General features: G+C 61.7%; 29 protein-coding genes. 2 read left to right on the top strand and 27 right to left on the bottom strand.

Going from position 1 to position 20,036, the window contains the following annotated elements; all coding sequences use genetic code 11:
- Position 1: 1 nt before the first annotated feature.
- The 27 genes from OCL88_RS08245 to OCL88_RS08120 all read right to left on the bottom strand — a co-directional run bounded on the left by OCL88_RS08245 (position 2) and on the right by OCL88_RS08120 (position 17,809).
- Positions 2–1,273 carry a head maturation protease, ClpP-related gene (locus OCL88_RS08245; RefSeq protein ID WP_264962190.1) on the bottom strand — a complete coding sequence of 424 codons (1,272 nt, stop codon included), beginning with the start codon at positions 1,271–1,273 and terminating at the stop codon, positions 2–4.
- 14 nt (positions 1,274–1,287) lie between these two features.
- Positions 1,288–2,616: a DUF935 domain-containing protein gene (locus tag OCL88_RS08240; protein ID WP_264962189.1), complete on the bottom strand. Its 1,329-nt coding sequence runs from the start codon at positions 2,614–2,616 to the stop codon at positions 1,288–1,290.
- Between the two features lie 15 nt (positions 2,617–2,631).
- Positions 2,632–4,458, bottom strand: coding sequence for a hypothetical protein (locus OCL88_RS08235; protein WP_264962188.1), 1,827 nt, complete (start codon positions 4,456–4,458; stop codon positions 2,632–2,634).
- Positions 4,412–5,077, bottom strand: a complete 666-nt coding sequence (locus OCL88_RS08230) for a P27 family phage terminase small subunit (RefSeq protein ID WP_264962187.1) — start codon at positions 5,075–5,077, stop codon at positions 4,412–4,414. Before OCL88_RS08230 ends, OCL88_RS08235 begins: the two co-directional genes overlap by 47 nt.
- A complete protein-coding gene (locus OCL88_RS08225; RefSeq protein ID WP_264962186.1) occupies positions 5,074–5,277 on the bottom strand; it encodes a hypothetical protein in 204 nt (67 codons plus the stop codon). Before OCL88_RS08225 ends, OCL88_RS08230 begins: the two co-directional genes overlap by 4 nt.
- Before the next feature lie 196 nt (positions 5,278–5,473).
- Positions 5,474–6,160 carry a hypothetical protein gene (locus OCL88_RS08220; RefSeq protein WP_264962185.1) on the bottom strand — a complete coding sequence of 229 codons (687 nt, stop codon included), beginning with the start codon at positions 6,158–6,160 and terminating at the stop codon, positions 5,474–5,476.
- A gap of 152 nt (positions 6,161–6,312) precedes the next feature.
- Positions 6,313–6,672, bottom strand: coding sequence for a hypothetical protein (locus OCL88_RS08215; RefSeq protein ID WP_264962184.1), 360 nt, complete (start codon positions 6,670–6,672; stop codon positions 6,313–6,315).
- A 74-nt stretch (positions 6,673–6,746) separates the two neighbouring features.
- Positions 6,747–7,034: a hypothetical protein gene (locus tag OCL88_RS08210; RefSeq protein WP_264962183.1), complete on the bottom strand. Its 288-nt coding sequence runs from the start codon at positions 7,032–7,034 to the stop codon at positions 6,747–6,749.
- A gap of 129 nt (positions 7,035–7,163) precedes the next feature.
- Positions 7,164–7,916, bottom strand: coding sequence for a hypothetical protein (locus OCL88_RS08205; protein ID WP_264962182.1), 753 nt, complete (start codon positions 7,914–7,916; stop codon positions 7,164–7,166).
- Entirely contained in the window at positions 7,913–8,245 is a 333-nt protein-coding gene (locus OCL88_RS21270) for a VRR-NUC domain-containing protein (RefSeq protein ID WP_413775454.1), read from the bottom strand. Before OCL88_RS21270 ends, OCL88_RS08205 begins: the two co-directional genes overlap by 4 nt.
- 2 nt (positions 8,246–8,247) lie before the next feature.
- Positions 8,248–9,297 (bottom strand): HNH endonuclease, encoded by a 1,050-nt coding sequence (locus tag OCL88_RS08200; RefSeq protein ID WP_264962181.1) that lies wholly within the window; start codon positions 9,295–9,297, stop codon positions 8,248–8,250.
- A gap of 48 nt (positions 9,298–9,345) precedes the next feature.
- The gene (locus tag OCL88_RS08195) at positions 9,346–10,173 is read right to left on the bottom strand and encodes a helix-turn-helix domain-containing protein (protein WP_264962179.1); all 828 of its coding nucleotides are present in this window, start codon (positions 10,171–10,173) and stop codon (positions 9,346–9,348) included.
- A 132-nt stretch (positions 10,174–10,305) separates the two neighbouring features.
- Positions 10,306–10,692 carry a hypothetical protein gene (locus OCL88_RS08190; protein ID WP_264962178.1) on the bottom strand — a complete coding sequence of 129 codons (387 nt, stop codon included), beginning with the start codon at positions 10,690–10,692 and terminating at the stop codon, positions 10,306–10,308.
- On the bottom strand, positions 10,692–11,132 hold the full coding sequence (locus tag OCL88_RS08185) for a hypothetical protein (RefSeq protein ID WP_264962177.1): 441 nt from the start codon (positions 11,130–11,132) through the stop codon (positions 10,692–10,694). The genes OCL88_RS08190 and OCL88_RS08185 overlap by 1 nt, the downstream gene beginning before the upstream one ends.
- Complete coding sequence (locus tag OCL88_RS08180; RefSeq protein WP_264962176.1) at positions 11,129–11,254, bottom strand: hypothetical protein; 126 nt, start codon at positions 11,252–11,254, stop codon at positions 11,129–11,131. Before OCL88_RS08180 ends, OCL88_RS08185 begins: the two co-directional genes overlap by 4 nt.
- Positions 11,251–11,556, bottom strand: a complete 306-nt coding sequence (locus OCL88_RS08175; RefSeq protein WP_264962175.1) for a hypothetical protein — start codon at positions 11,554–11,556, stop codon at positions 11,251–11,253. The genes OCL88_RS08180 and OCL88_RS08175 overlap by 4 nt, the downstream gene beginning before the upstream one ends.
- A complete protein-coding gene (locus OCL88_RS08170) occupies positions 11,553–11,981 on the bottom strand; it encodes an ASCH domain-containing protein (RefSeq protein WP_264962174.1) in 429 nt (142 codons plus the stop codon). The genes OCL88_RS08175 and OCL88_RS08170 overlap by 4 nt, the downstream gene beginning before the upstream one ends.
- Before the next feature lie 119 nt (positions 11,982–12,100).
- Entirely contained in the window at positions 12,101–13,363 is a 1,263-nt protein-coding gene (locus OCL88_RS08165; protein WP_264962173.1) for a DNA polymerase III subunit beta, read from the bottom strand.
- Positions 13,360–13,656, bottom strand: a complete 297-nt coding sequence (locus OCL88_RS08160; RefSeq protein WP_264962172.1) for a hypothetical protein — start codon at positions 13,654–13,656, stop codon at positions 13,360–13,362. The genes OCL88_RS08165 and OCL88_RS08160 overlap by 4 nt, the downstream gene beginning before the upstream one ends.
- Positions 13,656–14,048: a hypothetical protein gene (locus OCL88_RS08155; RefSeq protein ID WP_264962171.1), complete on the bottom strand. Its 393-nt coding sequence runs from the start codon at positions 14,046–14,048 to the stop codon at positions 13,656–13,658. The genes OCL88_RS08160 and OCL88_RS08155 overlap by 1 nt, the downstream gene beginning before the upstream one ends.
- Positions 14,035–15,375: a ParB/RepB/Spo0J family partition protein gene (locus OCL88_RS08150; protein WP_264962170.1), complete on the bottom strand. Its 1,341-nt coding sequence runs from the start codon at positions 15,373–15,375 to the stop codon at positions 14,035–14,037. Before OCL88_RS08150 ends, OCL88_RS08155 begins: the two co-directional genes overlap by 14 nt.
- Positions 15,372–15,695: a hypothetical protein gene (locus OCL88_RS08145; protein ID WP_264962169.1), complete on the bottom strand. Its 324-nt coding sequence runs from the start codon at positions 15,693–15,695 to the stop codon at positions 15,372–15,374. Before OCL88_RS08145 ends, OCL88_RS08150 begins: the two co-directional genes overlap by 4 nt.
- 219 nt (positions 15,696–15,914) lie before the next feature.
- Positions 15,915–16,187, bottom strand: coding sequence for a hypothetical protein (locus tag OCL88_RS08140; RefSeq protein ID WP_264962168.1), 273 nt, complete (start codon positions 16,185–16,187; stop codon positions 15,915–15,917).
- The gene (locus OCL88_RS08135) at positions 16,184–16,792 is read right to left on the bottom strand and encodes a hypothetical protein (protein WP_264962167.1); all 609 of its coding nucleotides are present in this window, start codon (positions 16,790–16,792) and stop codon (positions 16,184–16,186) included. Before OCL88_RS08135 ends, OCL88_RS08140 begins: the two co-directional genes overlap by 4 nt.
- Positions 16,792–17,022, bottom strand: a complete 231-nt coding sequence (locus tag OCL88_RS08130; RefSeq protein ID WP_264962166.1) for a hypothetical protein — start codon at positions 17,020–17,022, stop codon at positions 16,792–16,794. Before OCL88_RS08130 ends, OCL88_RS08135 begins: the two co-directional genes overlap by 1 nt.
- A gap of 125 nt (positions 17,023–17,147) precedes the next feature.
- Positions 17,148–17,465, bottom strand: coding sequence for a hypothetical protein (locus OCL88_RS08125; RefSeq protein WP_264962165.1), 318 nt, complete (start codon positions 17,463–17,465; stop codon positions 17,148–17,150).
- Complete coding sequence (locus OCL88_RS08120; protein WP_264962164.1) at positions 17,462–17,809, bottom strand: helix-turn-helix domain-containing protein; 348 nt, start codon at positions 17,807–17,809, stop codon at positions 17,462–17,464. The genes OCL88_RS08125 and OCL88_RS08120 overlap by 4 nt, the downstream gene beginning before the upstream one ends.
- Before the next feature lie 195 nt (positions 17,810–18,004).
- On the opposite strand from OCL88_RS08120, the gene OCL88_RS08115 reads away from it, so the two are divergent.
- Positions 18,005–18,628 (top strand): hypothetical protein, encoded by a 624-nt coding sequence (locus OCL88_RS08115; RefSeq protein ID WP_264962163.1) that lies wholly within the window; start codon positions 18,005–18,007, stop codon positions 18,626–18,628.
- A gap of 529 nt (positions 18,629–19,157) precedes the next feature.
- The gene (locus OCL88_RS08110; RefSeq protein ID WP_264962162.1) at positions 19,158–20,018 is read left to right on the top strand and encodes a hypothetical protein; all 861 of its coding nucleotides are present in this window, start codon (positions 19,158–19,160) and stop codon (positions 20,016–20,018) included.
- Positions 20,019–20,036: the final 18 nt, after the last annotated feature.

Raw genomic sequence — 20,036 nt, 5'->3', positions numbered from 1 at the left:
GTCAGCCTTCCTTTCCGGGGTAGAACTTGGAGTAGAGCTGATCCTCGTCAGAGGCCTCGTCTACGCCGCCCACATAGCCCTTGGCTTCGAGCGGAACAAGGCCCTTTTCGAGCTTGGCCAGAGTTTCGGCCATGCCCGGGTCCGCTTCGAGGGTGTTCATCCAGTGCTCTCGGCGGGCAGGGGAGATGCGGCCGTCATTCACGGCAGCGGTCACCAGGGATGCGCGGCTGTCTGCGAGCTGCTGCTCCCGTGCCTCGCGGCCCTGGTTGGCGTCGTTCCGCAGCGCCTCGTACTGGTCTGCGTCCAGCAGGACGGTTCCGGGAGCAGCCTGAGCTGCCGGTGCTGGTTCCTGCTCTGCGAGCGCCTCATCGAGCGCGGCCAACAAGCCGTTTTCGTCAAGGTCTGCTGCGGCCGGGATGCCGAGCCGCTCACGGAGCCCCTGTGTCAGTGCTTCCGACATGGTGTCGGTTCCTTCCTCTTGGGGGTTGGTTATGTCCTTCGGCTCGGCCGGAGGTGTGGGGGTGGCCTTGGCGGCCATATGGACGGCAGTTGCCAGTGCGGAGCCGTCCACCAAACGGAGGTTGGGGCGGCGTTCGTGGTTGGCGGTTGCCGTCGCGGGTGCAGGTGCGTTGCGCCTTCCTGCGTGTGCGAAGACGGTCAGGTCGAAGCGAGAGTTAGAGGACTCCGTGCCATCTTTGCTTTCGTCCCTGTTTCTCGCTTCGACGCGGTCTGCGAGTCCGGCTGCTACGGCTTCCTCTGCGCTGTACCAGGTTTCGGCGCGCATGGCGTCGCGCCACTCGTCGGCAGTGCCTCCTGCTCGCTCTGCGTAGATCCCTGCGATGGTGGACGACAGCTGGTCGAGGATCGAAGCTGTCTCGGTCATTTCGGCCGCGTTGCCCCAGCAGATGGCCGAAGCGTCGTGGATCATCATCTCCGAGCCGAACCCCATGACCACTTCGTCAGCCGCCTGGACAATGAACGATGCTGCGGAGGCAGCCAGCCCGTCGACGGTTGCAACTACTTGCGCCTTATGCCGGCGAAGCGCGTTCATGATGGCGACGCCGTCAAATACCGAGCCGCCGGGGGAGTTCACGTAGAGATTGATGGTTTCAACATCAAGGGCGGCGATGTCCTGTACGAACTGGGCCGCGTCCACGCCGTACCAGCTATCAATTGCGTCGTAGATGAAGACGTCCGCGGTGGAACCGCTCTGCGCTTCCATCCGGTACCAGGGCTGCCGGTTGGTATTGGCAGGCCGCAATGGGTGTGTCACTTGTGCTCTCCTTCTCATGGGCGCCCCGGGCGAGGTTCCTGGGGTTGCTGCCGCGGTGGGCTGGTCGTCGCTGGTGCGGGCTTGAACTCCCTGGCTGTTTCGGAATCCGCCGCCGGCAGGCCGTAGGTTGTGCGGAGGTGTTCCTCGAGCTTTTGATCTGCCCGGAGCGCGCCACATTCGATGAGGGCCTTGATGGCTTCCGCTGTGGCTGGATGCCTTGACCCGATTTCTTCGAAGACCAGTTTTGGCGCTGGCTCGTTCGGCCCCCAGTTGATGTCAACGAGATCCTCAATGACGTGCTGAGTGGTGATGTCAGCGATTTCTTTGGCGACCGTCTGCAGCGACAACGTGAAGAAGTCCGCAAAGGTGGAACCAAGGGCCCAGGACCCGGTCTCGGTACCGAGGTTCAGAAAGTGCGCCAGGACTGCGCGAGCAATCTGCTCGTCGTAGTAACGGATCGGCTTGTCGGCGTCGGGCAGGTTGCCCTGCACTCCCTGCATGGTGACTTTCGCGCCGTTCGGGATCGACCCACCGGAGCTGTCCCCGGACCGCAAGCCTCGGGCGAGCTTTAGGCCGGCGTCCATCTCCTTCTGCTCCCGTTGCGTTCGTTCCTCTCCTGTCACGGAGTCGGGGAGCTTGGACCCTTCGTAGATCGGGACGCCCATGCCGTTACGGTCAACGGTCTGGGCTTGAACCCGAAGAAGTCGATCCTTGAGGAGCCAGTATTTGTATGCTGGCCGCAAGAGTGACTGGCCTAGCCAGTTCCCGCCTTCACGGTCGTTGGTGTAGACCGCCAGGCGTTCGACGCCCATCTTCGCACCCTTGGCGCCGTTCTGGCCGTGCTGATGTATGGCTACCAGCCCGCCGTCAGCTGCTACGTCAACCTGGGAAATTGTCTTGGGTGGACGCCAAGCCAACTTCCTCAGCCGAGCCAAGCCTGCCTCATCGATCCGGTAGACCTGTTCGAACACGGAATGCCCGAAGGTGAGCATAAGGAGCGCGAGCCGCAGGTGTCCGGACCATGAGAACCTATCCCGGGTTCGAAGGACTGGGCGATCACCTTCACCCACCAGCTGCAGACCCAGATCGTCGGCTACTTGTTGGGCAACCTCCGGTCGGGCACCGTTCGGATCGATCCGCCAAGCTGTTCGGCGGATCGGCAAAGTGACAGCTCGAATAACGGAGATGACCTGCGCGTCTTGCCTGCGCATTCGGTCATACACGCCGACGTTGAGGGGCCACCGAAGTTCGGGAGTCTCTTCCTCGTCAGGCGAAGCCCACCATTGCGAGCTTGGGCCAACATAACCCTTTTCCGACGTCGGAGCCGAAATGGGATCTACCATGCGGCGCTCCTTTCATCAGAAGCCCACCCGGGCCAGATTGTCTTCGTCATATGCCGTGTCTTCCGTGCTAAGGGCCTCCGGCTCCGGAGGCGGTGGAGGTGCCTCCGCGACGCGGCGGCTCATCAGCCACTTGGCAGCGATGAAGGCCATCAGCGGGGCGATCTCCGCAGGGGAAGCGTTACGGTCAGGCAACGCTGCACCGCCACTGAAGACCTTGAGGACCGCGACGGCTGCCGCGGTGTCCAGGACCGGCTGTGGGTTGTGCCTGACTGTCTCGTCGCGGACGGCGTCAAAGACGTCGGCCCAGCCGCTCGTGAGGTCGCTTCCTGACCACTCAACAACCGGGATGGTGAATTCTTCATCGGCCGCCAGATCCTCCATCAGCGGGGAGATCGGCGCTCCCTTGGACTGCCCGGCTACGGCCTTGATCCTGCCCCGACGCTTGTCGTCCATCAGCCATTCCTTGACCCAGTCCGAGCCAGGTCGGGCGGTCACGACTTCGACCTGGTACTTCCCATCGGCCCTGAAGCCGCCAAAGGCGATGTAGGTCGTGGACCGGTCGTGCGATTGGTCCACGCCCGCCCACACGGGGGAGCCCGGCATGATCCGGTCCTCGTCGGCAACGCCCACCGTTCCGTCGTCACGGTTGACCAGGACGTTCTTGCCTTTGTCCCACGCGCCTGGCGGGAACGGCCCGGTCAAGGTGCCCTCCGACCATTGGCAGCCGACCTCAGTGCGGAATACCCATTCGGGGTCCGTCCTGCAGGCCGATGCGATGGTGCGCTCGGTGAAGCCCGGGTTCCAGTTCAGCGAGGGATTCGCCTGTGCCCAGCCCTTACGGTCGCGCTTGTCCGTCGCGGGGGCCATGGACCATTCCCACAGGCCAAGGGTGTCTTCGTCCTGTTCGAACTCGGCCAGCTCGTCATCGTCGATGTCGTCAAGGTCGCCCTCAACGAGGTCGGCGACGTCGAGCGCCGTCGGCCCCGCGGCCCCGATTTCTTCACAGATGCCGTCCGGATCCCCGATGGCCTCGTGGGCCATCTTCCGGAGGTACTTCAGGACGATGGAGGTCATATCGCCGGCATTGGACAGCGCAAGGATCAGCGCCTCGGCCTGCGCCATGGTCGTCTTGGTGATCGCGCCCCAAGCTTCCCAGTTCTGATGCTCGCGCAGCTCATCGAGCATGATCAGGTTGCCGGTGAAACCACGACCTGCCCGCCGGTTGGCTGCCTTGACCTTGTACCGGGGGCCGGTCTTCTTGCCCGTCTTGGCGTCCGAGCCTTGCGGCTTCAGCTCAAGGGCCTTTTTGCCGTTGACCTTGACGACTCGTTTGAGGAGCTTGGAGAGGTTCTCGTCCTCTTCCACGAGGTCTACGGCACCCTGCCAGACTTCCTCAGCAGTTTCGAGATCCTGCGCGGTGCCCATGACCAGGGGCCAGCCCCATACGATCATGAACCACAGCGCCAGCACCTGTGACAACGTGCTCTTGCCGTTCTGGCGGGCGATCAGCACAACTGCCGTCCGGAACCTCAACGAGCCATCCGGGAGCAACTCCAGCATCCGGCACAGCAGTACCTTCTGCCACGGATATAGCTCAACGCCCAGGACATCGCGTGCGAAGTCGATGACGTCATAACCAAGCGTCGTGTCCGGTGTCAGCGCCCGCAGCGGCGGGGTGCAGATACGGGGCTCGGCGTAGCCGTAGATCTTAGGCTTCTTGACCCCGGTCTGGTCCGGTTCCGGAACGTGGCAGACCTGGCGGTAGTAGTCGCCCGGGTCAACCGCGTTAGGGCCACTAACCGGAGCGGCGTGCCCTGGCGCGAGCTTGGAAGTCTGTGACACTCGCACCCTCCGGCTTAGATTCATCGGCCGGCGCATCGCCCTCTGCAGGTGCAGCGGCGGGAACTCCGACACCCGGGATCGAGGCCGGTGTTACCTGCAGCTCGGCGCAGGCTTTCAGATACTGGGGAACAGTCGTGGTCATGGCCTTCTGAAGGGCCTCCATGCTGTCCCGCTGGGCTTCGTCGATCATCCACGCCAGCGTCTTCAACGCAGCGACGGGACCGGCGAAGCGCGCCCCGTGCAGATGCTTGGCCTCGGTGATAGTTCGGGCGGTCGCGTCAGCGATGTAACCGCTCTTCCTGGTCGGCTTCACGAGGGGGGCAAAGCGGTCGCCCCACACTCGGATCTGCTCGGCAGTGGACCTCTCGACAGCGAGCGCGGGATGAGGGATGACCTTGCCCCGGGTGTCGGTGACAACCATGCCCTCTTCTTCGATCCTGCCGCGGGCTTCGCGTAGGCGAGCGGTCAGGGTGCAGTAGGTTTCCAGAGCGACCCGGTCAACCTTTCCCACGAGGTCATTGCTGGCCACGATTTCACGCCACACGTCCGCAACGGGCTTGGGCAGATGGTCGGGGGCCTCGATCGGCTCAAGGGCGTCGGACGGTTTGCGCTTGGTCATAGGTTCAGCTCCCCGATCTTCATCTTGCCGACGTCGAGCGGCTTCGTGTACAGGCGACCGATGGTGATCGAGTGCAACGGGCGGGCCTCAATGGCAGGCCATTCGCAGACGGTCCGGGGCCGCAGCCGGGCCACAAGGTCGGAAAGTTGCCGTCGGGACTTCCGCCAGTCGATCAGCAGGGCGATATCCGAGACGCTCATTGCTGGGTAGTCGGCCAGAACGTCCCGTACGGCCGGTTCGGCGTCCTCGGACGCTGAGGGCCGATAGTAGCTGTCTCTGGCCCCTGAGCGCAGAGCCCGGCGAACAGCGTTCCGGGACGCGCCTCGGCCCCGGCTGATACCTCGGATCGATTCGCCGCCTTCGTGAGCTTCCCTGAAGGCCTGGCGGTCATGCATTCTACGGCTCGGTCTGCCACGTGTCGGCGTGGCAGACCGTCACCAGCCGCAGCGAGGACCGCAGGCCGAGGACAGCTGCAAGGATCTGGTCCGTCTCATCGAGGCCGTACTCAACGCCTTGGCGAGCGCCCTGGTTGATCAGCGTGCGGTAGCCGATGATGCTGCTGTGCTTGCGCGGGCGGCCGCGTTCAAGGTTGAGCTGCTCGGCCTGCCGACCGTCCTTGACCACCAGAACCCGTGTCACGCCTTCCGGGGCATCGTCCAGCCACTTCAACGCCAACCGGGTCTTACCTTCCTGACGGGCTCCAATGATGACGTGCTCGGGGACGTCAAGAATCGACGGGACAATGGTCTTCGCCATCCGCGCTTTCGACTCGGCCAACCGAGCGGCGAAGCCAGAGGACGGGGGATCGATCTCCAAAGCGGAGCCAATCATCCTGCGCATGCGATCCCTGATCCGCTCCGGCGCGGCGGCCTCCGCCAGCTCGTCGCCGACTGCAGCGGCGAAATCCTTGAGCCTGTCAGCAAGCTCCACTTCGTCGACGCGAGTGCGAGCGGTGATCGAGACGTTCCCGACCGTGTGAATCTTCTCAGTCACGACAGGCAGCTCAACCTCACCGATATCGTGCGGCTCGCCGTCGCCGATACGGGCGGAAATGACCAGTGTGAGATTGCCAACAATTGCCATGACTGAACCGGGCCTTTCGGATAAGATGATGGGTCCGTTTTCCCCGCCAATTCAACGATTTCGGGGCAATTCCATGCGGCGCGACCCCGGGGGGAGAGGGAGGTGCAGGCGGGGAGTGTCCGGGGCGGCGGCAGGCTGGATTTTTTGGCGACCTACCAGTCGTCGGACACCACACCGAGGTCCGGTTCGTGGATCGCGGACCAGCCCGGGAAGTCCCTGACACCATCGGCACGGTCGAACCGTTCGAACCAAGTCCTGACACCAACAAGGGTGTTGACCTTGTCGGCCCGGTCCCGTTGCCTGATGCGATGGGCCAGTTCGTTCTGATCGGAGGTCAGCAGGTAGACGTGAGTGGCGGCGACCAGCTGCGCTGCTTTGGCCCGGGCCGCTGACGTGGCGCCGGTCCTGATTACTACGGCCTGCGCCCTTCGATCCTTACCCAGCGCGGTGAGCGCCTCGGTGAACTGCTTCTCACTCGACCACTGGGGGTCGTCACGGTCGAAGACCTGCAACCCTGACTGTCTGGCTGCCGTGGTCTTACCCGCACCTGGTGGGCCACACAGCACAACAACTATCCGGACCACGGCTACCAGTCCTCGGACATTACGCCCATGCCCAGGTCTTCACCCGGGCCAGCTGCCTTGTTGCAAGAGAGGTGGGCTGGCTCCCAGTTGCTGGGCTCCCACGTCAGATGCGGGTAGAGCTTCCGTGACTTCACGTGCTGCACACTGCAGGACTGCTCATGCGGATAGGTCAGCGAGTAGTCGATGCCCTGCTTACAGATGCAGCAAGGCTTGTCCTTCCGACTCCCCTCGGCCTTGACCTTCAGGAGCGCTTCACCTGCCCGGCGTCCCGACCAGGCGGGGATGCTCATGCCGTTCACGCCAGCGTCACCACCTCGGACACGACAAAGACCCCGACGGTAATCCGTCGAGGCCTTCATCCAAAGCTTTGGGGACAGCTATCCCCTCGTTTTGAGGGTACTACATTCTGAGCTACAAAATCACATCAACGCTCTATTGCGTGCCCTCATGTCTTCGAACACCTGCAGTACATCCCCTGGATAGTAGATCTTCCGGTCTCTGCTGTTGCTGCTGACGTGGTCTAGCACGTAGCGTAACTTTCCCCTGCTGACCCAGTTCTCGATGTCCTTCTTGGTGATGACCGCTTTCGCCTTAGCCCGCAGCAGGTCCCTGACTCCCGATGGCGTCATTGGTTCCCCCCTTACCTTGCGTCTCAGCTTCGCCAGTACATCGCTGACGTTGTGGACGGTGTTGCACTCGGGGCATTTGACCGTGGCTTCGTCTGGATGGGCAACCAGTTGGCCGTCGCAGGGGATCGGGTCATCGTCCTCATCCTCTCCTTCAAGTGGCTCCTCGCATCGGCCGTAGACCCGGGAGTCTTCCGGACCCCATACCAAGTCGCGTGCTTTCTGGATCCAGTCGCGGGCCATGAACAGAATCTTCCCAGCGTCCGGGTTGTCCACTGCCGTGTCATATGCGCGGGCCGGGAGCTGGTGCAGCCATGCCCGCAGCAGGTAAGCATCCACATTCATGGCAGGCCGGGACTTAGCGACGCCTCCGCCGCCACCGCTCGCGCCCGGGCTCCTGGTCACGGCCGTCTGATCTATGGCCCCGCCGATGAACTGCAGCAGCGGCCTGACATCAGCAAGCAGTGAATCCAACTCCACGATGCAGTCAGTGCACAGGTAGAGCGAAGTCTGCCGGCTGCAACCCTCTGTCGTGCAGGTGGTCATTTGTCCCCTCTCAGTTCTCGCTGGATTCGTCCGCTCTGCAGATCCTCGGGACGCCACACACCAACATCGAGGCTGGCCAATTCGAGGATCTTCAAGCAAAGGACCTGGGCAGGGCGCAACCGACCCGTTGAAGTCTTCAATTCCCGGAACAGGACTCGCCTCTTGGACAAGCTGCCGAGGACGAGATCCGGAAAGCCTGCCTGGGAGCGCCGGCTATCTGGGTTGTGGTAGCGCAGTTCGTATCCGAAGTATTGGGCCAGTTCCAGGACAGACCCCTGCAGTTGGTCTTCTGATGGTGAGTTGTGTGATGAAAGTCGTTTGGTAGGCATGTTCAGTTTCGTCCTCGGTTGCGGGGGCGTCTTCTTCTGGTTTGGTTCTTGGGTTTGCCCTGGGAGGTGCGCGGGGCTTCCTGCCCTGCACTTCCCTTACCTGCCTGACCCGTCCCGTCCCTACCCGTCCCGACAAATCCAGATCCGGGATACCTGTGTCCTGGGTCCGGATTTGGTCTGGTGTTGGTCCTTCGTGCCGTTACAGCCGGGTGTGCCGTTGCTGCCGGGGAGTGCCTGACCGTGGCCTTGTGTGCTGCGGAGTCGCTTTCGGGGCCGGAGTGTGCCGTTGCCTCTTTGTGTGCCGGAGCTGCCTGCGTGGGCTGCTCTACGGCTTGCGTCTCGTCCGTTGCCGCTTTGGTGGCGGCCGGTGTGCCGGGTCGGGTGTAGGTGGGTTCTATCGGGGTGCCGTGTTTGGCGATGAAAGCGGCCGTTGCTTCGCCGATGAGGGGCTCCGCCGGGACTGGGATGGTCTTCCAGTTGCTTTCGGGGTCATCTTGTCTGCGTCCGTTGCACTCCCGGCAGCAGACAACGAGTGTGTCTACGGTGCCGGCTTGGCCGGGGTTGGTGTGGTCGTAGGTTGCGCCGCGCCCTGACTTGGTGTCTCCCCAAGCCACGGATTTGCCGCAGTAGCGGCAGGCGTCGCCGTCGCGGGCTCTGACTCTCCACGTGAGTTCGGGGTTGCGGGTGTCCCTCTTCCTCTGGTTGTTCCACTCTCTTTCTGCCTTGAGAATCATGTGGAAGAGGTCATTGTCCTCAACCAGTTTGAAGGCTTTGCGTTCTTCGCCTTCCACGGTGATCTTGGTTTCGGTGAGGTAGCCGCAGTACTTCGCAGCTTTGATCAGTTCGTTGTAACGGCCCAGCGATCCGGCCATCTGCCGGGCGGTGCCGACGCTGATGATGTAGTCCTGTTCATACGCTGCAGCCTGAGTAGCGCAGCGGGCCACGAAGCCGAAGCATTCGTTGAGGATTCGGTCATCCGCGTCTTCCATTTCCACAGCTGCGAGGACGATGGGGTGATTCGCCGCCGCGTCGCCCTGCTTCAGCCATGGCATTGGGTGGACCTTCTTTCTTCGGGACCTGGGTGTTGATTCTTTTAGCTCTCACGCCGCGGCCTTCCGCGGGGTTCGTTTTGGGTTGTCAAGCTGGATCAGTAGCTTGTCGCAGACTTCCTGATGCCCGGCACGGTGGAGCTCTGAACGGATGTCGGCCCAGCGCTTTCCCGTTCGCTGCTCGATCTCTTCGATGCCGGCTCCGGTGCGGCGCAGATAATCGACGTCTTCGGCGAGCGCGTCTATCTTCTTGATCCTGGCTTCGCCTAGTGCTGGCCGGCCTCGGCTGTTTAGAGGGGTTCCGAGGTCCGGCGCGGCTGCCGGGTCGTCGATGGATTCGTCGTCCCACGCCAAGGGTGGCGCGTACCCTGCTTTGGCTACGCGGGTCATGGTGCGGCCGTCGGCTGGGCCAGGTACGTTCCACAGCTGGTCATAGACCTTCAGCACTGCCTCGTGCTTGAACTGGCTGATGTAGTTTCCGCGTTGGTGCATCATTGTGCCTGTGCTGAATCCGACCCGCTTGGTCAGGTCCTGGTGTCGCCAGCCGATCGCCATGAGAGCCTGCAAACGTCGGCGAGCGCCGATGTTTGGGACGAAGCCGGTGCTCAGGCTGCGATTGAAGATCTTTTCGGCGGTGACTGCGAGTATCTTGGCTTCGTAGGTGCGTTTGATGCTGGTTTGTTTCCCGCGATTCAGCAGGCTAATGGTGCCTGCTGATATGCCGGCGGCGTCTGCGATTGACCGGATGCTGACGCCGTGTTGGCTGATGAGCTGCCGAATGTGTTCGCTGGCGCGGGCGGGTGTTGTCGTTCGGGTGAGGCCGCGGTCGTGGTCGATCTTCCAGCGCTTCATGTAGGCGGCGTTGTACTTGCTGGTCACTGTGCATCCTCTCGTTCAGTGGTTGGGCCGGTGCATGCGCATCGGCGGATTCCTTGTTTTTCTTCGGGGTAGATGAAGCCGTTGCAAGACGGCCAGCTGTTGCCTGGCGCTCCGTGATGGTGGCCGCAGTCGCTACACCATGCGTGGCCCATCGGCCGCCGATCCATCAGTGAGGGCACGCTGATGGCGGCAACCCACCAACAAGCACTCGCAATGAGCTTTCGTAGCGGCTTCTAGGACGTTGTGGACGTTCTCAATCCATATCGCCTGCCCGCGTTCGCTTATTTGCGACCAGTTGCGGGTCATGTCGCGTTTCGACATGGCGTCCCAGGAGCGCCCGGCGGTTCGTTTCAGTGATTCTTCGTCCAGACCGATCCGATAGACCTTGGCCTCAGCGTCCGCCGCGTCCGCTGCTGCGAGGATCTCGCCGGAGTATTCGTAATCAATGGCGACTGTCGGGCCGCCACCTGCGAGCTCGCCGAACTTCTTGGCTGCTGCATCTTCCCGGCTCGTCGCCATCACACAGCCTCTTTCTCCGCTGTAGTGATGCTCTGGTCTTCGCCATACAGAAGCACCCGGAACGTCGGCCCAAACAAGCGGTAGGCCCGTGCCGAGGACAGGTAGCCGTCATTGCCTGGGGACTTCCAACCGCCGGCGAGGTTCTGCAGGATCAAGCCCTCGTCATCCATCACGACAACGTTGCGGTCGCAGTCGTAGAGCTTCTGCAGCTCGTCCGCGGTGGTTATCGTCGGGTTCTTCCAGAATCCCAGATCGGCGAGCGCTTTTGTTCCGTGGAAGATGAACGGGAGCGCTTGTTCACGGATGCTGTTCTTCTGGTCAGCCGCGAGCTTGTCCCAGGTAGGGCCACCAGTATGGCCGGCGCGGGAGTTGACGACACCCTCGGCTGCGGTTTCGACGCAGACGGTTAGTTCGTGGTCAGAAAGTCTTTCAAGGGTCATTTCTTGTCCTTTGCGGGTGGAAAGAGCTGGGCGTAGAAGTCAGGGTGGTCGTTGAGCAGCTGTGCGAGCTTCGCTGTCAGGACGGGCGTCTCGTCTCTCGGGGGCTCGTCGCCGGCGGTCACGGTGCGTCCTCGTCGAAATGCGGAAGAGTCGCGAAGCGATGGACGATTTCCGGGATCGGCTCCAGATCTTCGTCTTCGCGGTCATGCCGGGTATCGGTGTAGTCGGCTTGCCAATATTCGGCGGCGAGTTCAGTGTCGTTCAGTCGCTTTGCTCTGGTCAGGGATACCTCTCGCAGGCGTTCCGCGTGCCAAGCCATGTGCGCCCCGAATGCCCGGATCTTCTCTGCGAGGCCTAAGCGCTCTTTCAAGGGGAGTTCGGGCACGGGAGGGAAGATCGTCAGGTCCAAGGGCTTCTTTGTCATGGGTTGGCCGCCAGGTTCCAGATGTTTAGCTTGCCGACTTCTGGAAAGGGGCAGGCCAGCGAGCGGGGCTGGGACAGTTCCCAGTGGTAGAAGCCGGGCCGCGCCCATTCAGAGCAGTACCCGTCCTTGGTCTTGCAGTCGGAGGAGTAATGGCAGCCGACGACTTCTACGGTGCCGAGGACGTAGCCCTGCAGCTGAAGGTGGTTCCTGACAGCTTGGGGAGCTCCGGCCCGGGCCTGCCGGATTGCTTCGTTCTCGTGGCCGGCCTCGTCGTCCCGCTTGGCGATGTGGATGTAGAGCGTCCCCCGGTGCGAGGTGGGCTGTGAGCGGTTCTCGACGTTCTTCCCGGCGTTGATGATCGCCCATGCCCAAGGATTCTTGACCGTGAGGGCCTTCAGTCGCGGCGCTTCGATACCGACAGTCATGAGCAATCACACTCGTCCTGGCCGTTGAGGGCCTTCTTGCACGCGCTGCACGTGGCGATCTTTGCCGGGCGACTGAGCAGCTGGGCCAGCATTGCGTCTTCTTCTGCCTCTGTCATGGTCTACTCGCCGCCGTTCAGCACGTCGCCGGGTAGGCGGACTGGCATGAGCAAGTGCCGGTAAGTGCCCTGTTTCTTGCCCTTCTCATTTACCGGTGCGATGCAGACCGGCTTGGTGAGCTTGAAGAACGAGAACCTGACGGCCTCAGTTTTGATGGCATTGATCGCATCCAACAGGTAATGCGGGTTGTAGGCCACGGTTGCTGGTTCGGTGATGTTTACTGTGTCCGCTAGCAGGGCGGGCGTGGCCGCCTGCTCGGCGCCCTCATGGTAGCTAGGTGACACCGACACGGAGCCCGGGCCGATCCGGACCAGTGCAGGGATGTTGCGTTCGTTCAGCTCACGGGCGACCAGTACCTGGTCCAAGAGATCCCGGCGGTTGACGTCCAAGGTCTGGCCGTACTCGGCCTCGAACAGGGAGTCGATCTTCGGGTAGTCGCCGCCGATGGGCGAGAGAGTGAAAGCGACGTCGCCGGAGCCGATGTTCAGCGTCTCGCAGCCGCCAATGCGGTTCGCGATGTCCGCAGCTGCCAGAACACCCACGGTGATCTTCTCGGCGACCAGGTGCTTGGACATTGCCTTCCAGCTGGCTGCCTGCAAGAGGAACGAAAACTCCTGAACGGTCCGCGGCAGTTTCAACGTCTCGGCCGAGAGGCGGTACCGGTCTGTGGCGTGGATGGTCAGCTTCTTGCCACTGCAGTCCAGCTTGATCGAAGTGAGGATCGGCAACGTGTCGTCCCTGCTCGCGGATACGGTTGCGCGGTTCAACGCCCCGGCAAGGTCTTCCCGGTCAAGGTCGAAGGCATCCAGGACGCCATGCGAGGGGATCGTCGGATACTCCGAGAGGCCGACGGAGTGCAGGAAGGGAATCGTGTAGCCTGCCGCCGTGACCGTGGTCAAGCGCCGGCCCAGCAGGTCCTTCGACTCCACAGTCACCGGAACGTCCCGCTTGCGGTTCGTCAGCACGCGGATGGTTCTCACCAGCCAGTGGAATGGAATGAGGGCCTTGGTGTTGCGAAGGGCGTTGACCGGTTCGTGGTTCAGCCTGGCGGATGCCGTCGTGGAGTAGTCGTAGCCCACGAGCGTGGCCTTGCCGCGGTTGCACTCAATGACCATGAAGCTCAGGATCGGCACCGCGGGGCGGGATGAAATAGCGACGCCGACGGCGGAGAGCTTGCGCAGCCACTCCGCGCCGGTGGCGGTAACCTTCAGATCGGCGAGCGCCGGTTCTGTAGTTGTGGTGGGTTCGGTGATGGTGGCTGTCATCTTCTGGCCTCTCGTGGTTCGTGGGTGTAGTGGCGGGCTTCTTCGGCTTCGAGGGCTGCCCTGGCTGATATGAGGTCGATGTGGGCGCGGTCCAGTTCGTCTTCGGCTTGGCGGAGGCGGCGGGATTTGTGGATGGTGTCGAGTCCGTCAAGGTCGTCGGTGAGGATCTCTGCGAGGAGGTTCTGCCGGCGGATGGTGAGGGCTGCGCTGATCCGTAGGGCTTCGTCGTGGCGGTTCCGGTAGACCCGGAGTTTCTGTTCTTGCCAGTTCTTATCGAGTCGCATCCACGGCATCAGCGGCCCATCCCGTTCAGGCGGGTACCGGACCGCCAGTGCGCCCCGATGATGAGCTGGCCGAACTCGAACGCTTCCCGCGCCGTGTCGTGCCATTGGCTCTTGAACGGGAGCGGGTGCATCACACCCTCCTCGTCCCACAGGGTGAGCTTCCAGCGGCCACTGGCGCCTGGGCGGACGCCCGCCCGAGGGAATTTCCGGTCCTGGTTGCCGTCGAACGGTGCAGAGGGGCGGAAGCCGGACAGCGCATCCACATGGTCCAAGACGTCACGCTTCGCCTTCCACTGGATCCCGACAGGGGCGGCATCGTCCAAGATGGCGGGGCGGAAGCCGCAACCGCAGACAGGCTCGTTGTCCGCGTTGCGCTTAAGGAAGTGGCTAAGCTTCGTCATCGTCGTTACCTTCTGCCGCAGCGGCCTTCTGAGCGGCGAAATACTGAATGGCGTCCCGCTCAGCTTCTGTCCACTTGTAGCTGTAGGAGTGCTCCAGCGATTCACGCCAGGGGCCTGTGGACATGTAGCCCGTGTCGCGCCCCCAAGCAGCGAGGTCTGTGAGAAGTTCCTCTTTGTTCCCGCCGTGACGCACCAGGTGGTTCAGGACGATCAACTGGTCGGTGGAAAGCTTGGCGAGCCCGTCAACGACTTCCTGGTCATCAATTTCTTCGTGCTCTTCGATGCCAAGCCAAAAACCCATTGCCCCAAGCGGGAGCTGCGCGGCCATGTCCAGCGCCAGCCGATGCACGACACTGGCCGTCGGTTTCTTCAGGACGCCCCGAAGAAACGCCTCACGAACCGGCGCTGCCAGCTCCAGGCCGCGGATAATCTCACCGCGGCGAACCGCGGCCGCGATTTCCTCAGGAGTTTTCTCAGGAGGGGTCCACGACTTCTGGGCTTCACGTTTGCGGGCCCAAGTAATCTTCGGGAAATCGGGGTGGACAAGCGCAACGAGATCGCGCTCCACGGCCTCAGTGATCTCATGGTCTGCATAAGTGGGGGAGAAGTCCTTCCAATCCCACTGCTGCCCTTCCGGGCGATCAGCGACTTCAACACCGGCGCCCTGCAATTCGGCCGTCAGCCGAGGCAGGTTTTCCCGCCAAGCCCGCAGCTCCTTCTCCGCAGCAAGACGAACCTCCCAGTCATTGGGTTTGTCCGCTACTTTCAACAGCCGCTCTTCGGCTTCCTTGTCATCGGCGAAAGCGAGCAGTTCCATCGCCTGATCAATGTTCAGAGTCGAGTCCTCGATCTTGCCCTGGGCGGCCGTGGACAGTTTCGTCATCTTCGACCGGGAACGGACGTACTTCTCCCCCCGACTCAGAGACTTGGCCACGGCTTTGACGTTCATTCCCTCGCAGTCCAAGAGCGACTGCACTCCACGGGCCGTGTCCATCTCCGTGAAGTTCTCACGATGCGTGTTCGCCGTGATCATGAAAGCGATCTGCTTGGCCTTCGTGTCCAGGTCATGCCGAATCTTGCAATTCAGCTCTGCAACGTTGCCAAGGAGTGCTGCCGCCTTCCGTCGGTGGCCCTCCAAGAGCATCCACTTGCCGGCGTCCTCGCCGTTGGTCACCGGCACGACGTGGCAATCGTCCGTGTTGCCGTCCTTGGCCAAGCTGTTGGCCAGCTCCACGAGATCCTGATCCGGTCCAAGATCAGAACGGGGATTGTCCGGGTTGTCGATCAGATCCTCGACGGCGATTCTTCTGTGTTCGATGGTGGTCATGATTGTCCTTCGCAAGGTGTCGTAATTGCTTGCTCCGCCAAGGCAAGGGTCAGCGCGGCTTGTAGCCGACTGATGGCAGCATCGAGTTCGCCATCCTGCAGCGCAGAAAGGGCGCGGGTGGTGGTTCGTTCGATGCGGAGAAGGCGCAACGCAGCGTCATCACGGACTACTGGGTTGCCAAGCCACTCTTGTTCTGTGGCTGGTACCTGCCTCTGGCGGTGGACGTTCTCCTGGTCCTTCTGAGCAAGGACCGGGACAGCGTCCGCTGTCTGGGGTAACGGGCTGGCGCCGGGGCGGGCGCCGGGTGGTCTATCTGTCATCGGCGCCCCCAATCGCCGGTCATCATCTTCTGCGCCTGGGCTGCGGCCCTGACTCAAGAACGAAGCCACCCGCGCCCGCCAAGAGAATCAACAGACCAGCAAGGTAAACGCCGTTCGCGGTGCCCGTCATCATCAAAACCAAGACGGCACCGAGGATGACCAGAGGCCCGTACAGGAAGGCGCGGCGGCGATTCTGGCCGACCCGCGCCGACGGGCGCATCACAGGTCAAGCCCTGTCTGAATGGCCCGCTGTGCGGACTCCCGGTGCTCATGCTCCGAGAACTTCCCCCGATCGATTCCGTTCACGACAATCGTGTTCGTTGACATATCGATCTCAATGACCTGCGGCAGAGGCCACTTACGACGGGCGTAAGCAGTCATCTGTTGCTTGAACTCCGCGCTGCTGCGGTAGTACAGCTCGCACGTGTCATGGAACGGGCGATGTCCGATGGGATGCACCACCGCGAATGACTTCTTTCTGGTCTTCGTCATCTTCTGCCACCCCTCAGCTGCTTCGCCCTGCGGGCGGTGGCACGATCAAGGGCTGCCAGCTGGTCCCTCGGTGAACGAGCCGGATCAAAGACCGTCACCGATGACAGATGCGGGCCGGGCTTCGGAGCGGTCTCCGCAAAATCGTCCAGATCCTCCGTGACGCGCGGGTCCAGCAGCACATGAACGGTCATCGGGGATGGGGCAGCTGCCGCCGGCACGTCGGGGGATTCGACGGCAGCCGCCGGTTCAACGGGCTGCCCCCCGGCATCCTCCGTAGAATCGGTCAGGGTCTTGCGATAGCGGTCCGTGCAAGTCTCGACGTCCGCAATGAAGTTCCTCGTTTTCGTCACCACGTCCGCGAGCGCATCCGATATCTGGGGGAGCACCAGCTCGATGTTGCCGTGTCGGTCGAACTGGCGTGTTGTCTTGAGAGCGGTGATCAGGTTCTCCGCGTCCTGGACGGCGGAGAGCAGCAGCTTGTGCCGGCGGCTCTGCTCGAAGGGGATCATTTTCTCTACAAGGGCGTCGGTCTCGCCTTGCCTGTCCACGGCATGGAAATAGGCATGTCGAGGCAATAGGTCCGTTGCTCCGTTGCGGCCCATCATTAGGCCACCTCTGCGGGTGGAGTGTGCCGGATGGGCTGACCCATGAGTCGGGCTTCGGCGAGCTTCTCGAGCTGCTCCCTGGACGGCCCGCCGGGCGTGTAGGCAGCCTCGGCTATTTCCCTTGGGCTCATGGTGTTCATCCTTGCTGTCGCCTGGGCGAGGACCCTGCCGGCGGCGGCGATATGGGGGCGGGCTTCCGGCGGGAGCTGCCGAAGTCTTCTGATCATCATTGGTAGACTCATTTCTGATTCGAGAGCCAGGCCTTGTTCAGATCAGGTGCCTGGCTCTTGGGTTATCGGTTGGCGGTCCAGTGAGCTTCTTGGCGGAATAGCACTGGGCCGCTTTCTTTCTGCCCTCAGCATTCCTCTGCTGGGGAAGTCGTGACCGGCGCGACAGCAGCGGGGGAAGATGCTGCCGCGCCGGGGTCTTCGGGGGCTGCTTCAAGCAGCACCTTCGCCTGCTGCAGCAGCTCGATGAACAAGTCCAGATCCTCGACCTGGAACATAGTGACCTCTTTGTCGTATCCCGAACTGATCGACACCAAGGACGGCGCCTCAGCATTCCACGCGATCACTTCGACCTTGTGCTGCTGGACGGAGACACCGCTCGGGAAAAGATCCGTCGGATGCTCCACCACGGACTGAACACAGTGGACCGTGCGGTAACCGCTCATGCGTGCATCCTCCGTGGATTGCGACCGGAGTGACTTCGACTGTGAATCTTCTCTGTCTGTCCGCTTTGGACACTTGAACTGTCCACTTTCACCAAAAAAAGATCATCCACGCCGACGCCCAGGTATGACGCAATTCGTGCCGCCGGCTCCGGTTCGACATTGGTTGCCGTACCAGCGAGAAGGCGCCCCAGGTACGAGTGCGCCTTCCATCCGGCGGCTCTCGCAAGCTCCCTCTGGCCCACTTCCTGGATCACCATGAGCTTCGCGAGCTTCTTGGGATCTTTAAGGATCATCCAGATATCTCCTACTTTTGTCGCCGGTCGGGCGATCGACGTGATAGTCACTGTACTGCCTTCCTGTCCTCGTGTCCAGTCTGTGTGTCCATGGTAGGCGCTTTGGTGTCCACTCCGCAAGTCCAAAAACCCTTATTCCTATGGCAGAGTTGGGGAAAGTTCGGAAATTCTTAGTGTCCACAGGGCATCCACCCTTAGTGTCCACTCGTTCGACATTCCTATCCGTTCGCAGAAAGATTCAATTTCGTGAAGCAACGCCACGCACTAGCAGCACTCATCGATGACATTCGATCCGCCAATGGCTGGTCGGATCCCGACATCGTTGCCCGTGCCGCCAGCAGGGGGCACAAGCTGAGCAAATCGAACATTTCAAGGATCAGGAACAACCCGGTTGTGACTCTCAATATTGAAACCGTCTCCGCTCTCGCGGACGGCTTGGGCGTCAGCAGGGCAATGGTTGCCCAGGCGGCGTTGGCCAGCATGGGCATCGTCGCCTACAACAGTGCTGACCTGACAACGGAGGAAGCAATCCGCCGTGACCCGACACTCGGGGAACGCGAGAAGCAGATGCTCCTCGTTGTCTTGGGTGGTCTTCGGGAGTCCCCTGATCCCAAAGAAAGGGCTATCAGGAATGGCTTGGTACATGGACTCAACGAACCTGTCGACATCAGCAAGGCCAGCGAGCGCCGTAACGCTCGCGCTGGACAGAAGTTGGCACCGGACGCATCGGACGATCCCACAGACAGCAACATCCCGCTGCCCGACAACTGGCAGGACTTGGCCGCGTACGCCGGCCCGACTAGCCACCAGGACCGCGAGCGCGAATGGTCAGAGCGCGGCGAGGAATCTCAGGAAGGGCCCGAAAGTTAGTGGACGTTGGCATGATGGCTGCTATTCAGACCGGAGGGGCAAATCTTGCCATTTCAGATCCGATCCGCTGGCGACGCAAAGTCGCCTCTTACGAGTTCTCGCTGAACGTTAGCAACACTATGGGCCGCAGGCTGGTTCTCTTCGGTCAACAGACCGATAAGAAACTTCACGCGGCTACCTTTGCACTGCACTGCACTGAGAGCACCGTTGGTAATCTCTTCCGACTGTGCGTCCGAGACCGGCACAGAAACCGGAGAAGCGATGGCGTGCGGCATCACGGCACGCATTTGCACCGCTGGACTAGCGAGCATGGAGATGAGCAAGCAGTTGCTCCGTTCAATCCGCCATGGCCGCCAGCTGACTGGGAGGACAGTTTGCGAGCGCCCATATCAAGCGATCACTTACGATTGCTCTTCGAACAGTTCTGTCAGATGATGCATGTAGCCTGTGACCCTGACTCAATTTGGCAGCCAAAACCATCTATTGACATTCCAGAATTCGTAAAGCTTCCAGACGGAGAGGAGATACCGTGACCGATTGCAGTATCCTCAAGTCTGCCCTGGAAGACCTGCGAGCTGAGTTCAGTTGCTCTCAGATGTTTAACTCCAGCACCCTCCTTGTCGCGACTGGCCGCTACTACTCGGATGGCGACCCGGTTGAGGTCTATGTTCGCCCTCAACCGGACGCAACCAGGCTGGCCGTCAGTGACGGAGGTCTCACTCATTCCCGCAGGGCGCTTTATGCCGCTGACGATCTGAGTAGCAGGGCGAAGTCCCTCTGGGATGACATCGTCCAAGATTTTGGTGTCTTGGAGTTTTCCGACCGCATCTACGCAACTGGCCCGATGACTTCTGCTGCTGACCTCATCGGCCGGATCGCTGACGTCTGTCTAGCCCTGGACAGCGTCCGGCTTCTAAGCGAGGGCTCTCGCCGTACATTCGCCTCGAAGCTCAGTAACTGGCTAAAGGATGAGGGTGGCTTCGACGTCAAAGCCGAAAGCACTGTTGCCGACCGGTACGGCAACAAACAGAAGTTCACTGCCATCGTTGAGACTGCTGAGCGGGAAGTCCTTATCCAGGCTGCCGGCGGCCGCGGTGTTCAAGACCTGAAACGGCCCGCAGAACATGCGTACTTCGCCTTTACTGGCCTCAGTGAAGAGCGCTGGCCGATGGACTCTCGACTCATTGTCATCGAGCATCTCGTTCCCCGAACGGCGCACCAGAGACAAGCCGCGCGAGGTCTGTTGGACAGGCTTGCTGAAGTCGCACACGTGGGTTCTTTCGAGCAGCAGCTCTCACTGTCCTCGTTCATCAAACGTGGCAGTGCCGGCCAGCGGGATCTCGTAACAAACTCATACGGACAAGTCACGCCAGAGTTTCATATCGACTAAGTGTCGTAGGCAGCTTGT

Origin of the sequence: Paenarthrobacter sp. PAE-2 (assembly GCF_026013155.1) — a bacterium.
Lineage (GTDB): Bacteria > Actinomycetota > Actinomycetes > Actinomycetales > Micrococcaceae > Arthrobacter > Arthrobacter ureafaciens.
The sequence above is the reverse complement of the archived record's forward strand: the minus strand, read 5'-3'. Positions and strand labels throughout refer to the sequence as shown.

Excerpts from the sequence above, each read along its gene's own strand:
- OCL88_RS08240 (WP_264962189.1), bottom strand. The coding sequence starts at position 2,616 with ATGGTAGATCCCATTTCGGCTCCGACGTCGGAAAAGGGTTATGTTGGC.
- OCL88_RS08230 (WP_264962187.1), bottom strand. The coding sequence starts at position 5,077 with ATGACCAAGCGCAAACCGTCCGACGCCCTTGAGCCGATCGAGGCCCCC.
- OCL88_RS08225 (WP_264962186.1), bottom strand. The coding sequence starts at position 5,277 with ATGAGCGTCTCGGATATCGCCCTGCTGATCGACTGGCGGAAGTCCCGA.
- OCL88_RS08220 (WP_264962185.1), bottom strand. The coding sequence starts at position 6,160 with ATGGCAATTGTTGGCAATCTCACACTGGTCATTTCCGCCCGTATCGGC.
- OCL88_RS08210 (WP_264962183.1), bottom strand. The coding sequence starts at position 7,034 with ATGAGCATCCCCGCCTGGTCGGGACGCCGGGCAGGTGAAGCGCTCCTG.
- OCL88_RS08205 (WP_264962182.1), bottom strand. The coding sequence starts at position 7,916 with ATGACCACCTGCACGACAGAGGGTTGCAGCCGGCAGACTTCGCTCTAC.
- OCL88_RS21270 (WP_413775454.1), bottom strand. The coding sequence starts at position 8,245 with ATGCCTACCAAACGACTTTCATCACACAACTCACCATCAGAAGACCAA.
- OCL88_RS08200 (WP_264962181.1), bottom strand. The coding sequence starts at position 9,297 with ATGCCATGGCTGAAGCAGGGCGACGCGGCGGCGAATCACCCCATCGTC.
- OCL88_RS08190 (WP_264962178.1), bottom strand. The coding sequence starts at position 10,692 with ATGGCGACGAGCCGGGAAGATGCAGCAGCCAAGAAGTTCGGCGAGCTC.
- OCL88_RS08185 (WP_264962177.1), bottom strand. The coding sequence starts at position 11,132 with ATGACCCTTGAAAGACTTTCTGACCACGAACTAACCGTCTGCGTCGAA.
- OCL88_RS08175 (WP_264962175.1), bottom strand. The coding sequence starts at position 11,556 with ATGACAAAGAAGCCCTTGGACCTGACGATCTTCCCTCCCGTGCCCGAA.
- OCL88_RS08170 (WP_264962174.1), bottom strand. The coding sequence starts at position 11,981 with ATGACTGTCGGTATCGAAGCGCCGCGACTGAAGGCCCTCACGGTCAAG.
- OCL88_RS08165 (WP_264962173.1), bottom strand. The coding sequence starts at position 13,363 with ATGACAGCCACCATCACCGAACCCACCACAACTACAGAACCGGCGCTC.
- OCL88_RS08160 (WP_264962172.1), bottom strand. The coding sequence starts at position 13,656 with ATGCCGTGGATGCGACTCGATAAGAACTGGCAAGAACAGAAACTCCGG.
- OCL88_RS08155 (WP_264962171.1), bottom strand. The coding sequence starts at position 14,048 with ATGACGAAGCTTAGCCACTTCCTTAAGCGCAACGCGGACAACGAGCCT.
- OCL88_RS08150 (WP_264962170.1), bottom strand. The coding sequence starts at position 15,375 with ATGACCACCATCGAACACAGAAGAATCGCCGTCGAGGATCTGATCGAC.
- OCL88_RS08145 (WP_264962169.1), bottom strand. The coding sequence starts at position 15,695 with ATGACAGATAGACCACCCGGCGCCCGCCCCGGCGCCAGCCCGTTACCC.
- OCL88_RS08140 (WP_264962168.1), bottom strand. The coding sequence starts at position 16,187 with ATGACGAAGACCAGAAAGAAGTCATTCGCGGTGGTGCATCCCATCGGA.
- OCL88_RS08135 (WP_264962167.1), bottom strand. The coding sequence starts at position 16,792 with ATGATGGGCCGCAACGGAGCAACGGACCTATTGCCTCGACATGCCTAT.
- OCL88_RS08130 (WP_264962166.1), bottom strand. The coding sequence starts at position 17,022 with ATGATGATCAGAAGACTTCGGCAGCTCCCGCCGGAAGCCCGCCCCCAT.
- OCL88_RS08125 (WP_264962165.1), bottom strand. The coding sequence starts at position 17,465 with ATGAGCGGTTACCGCACGGTCCACTGTGTTCAGTCCGTGGTGGAGCAT.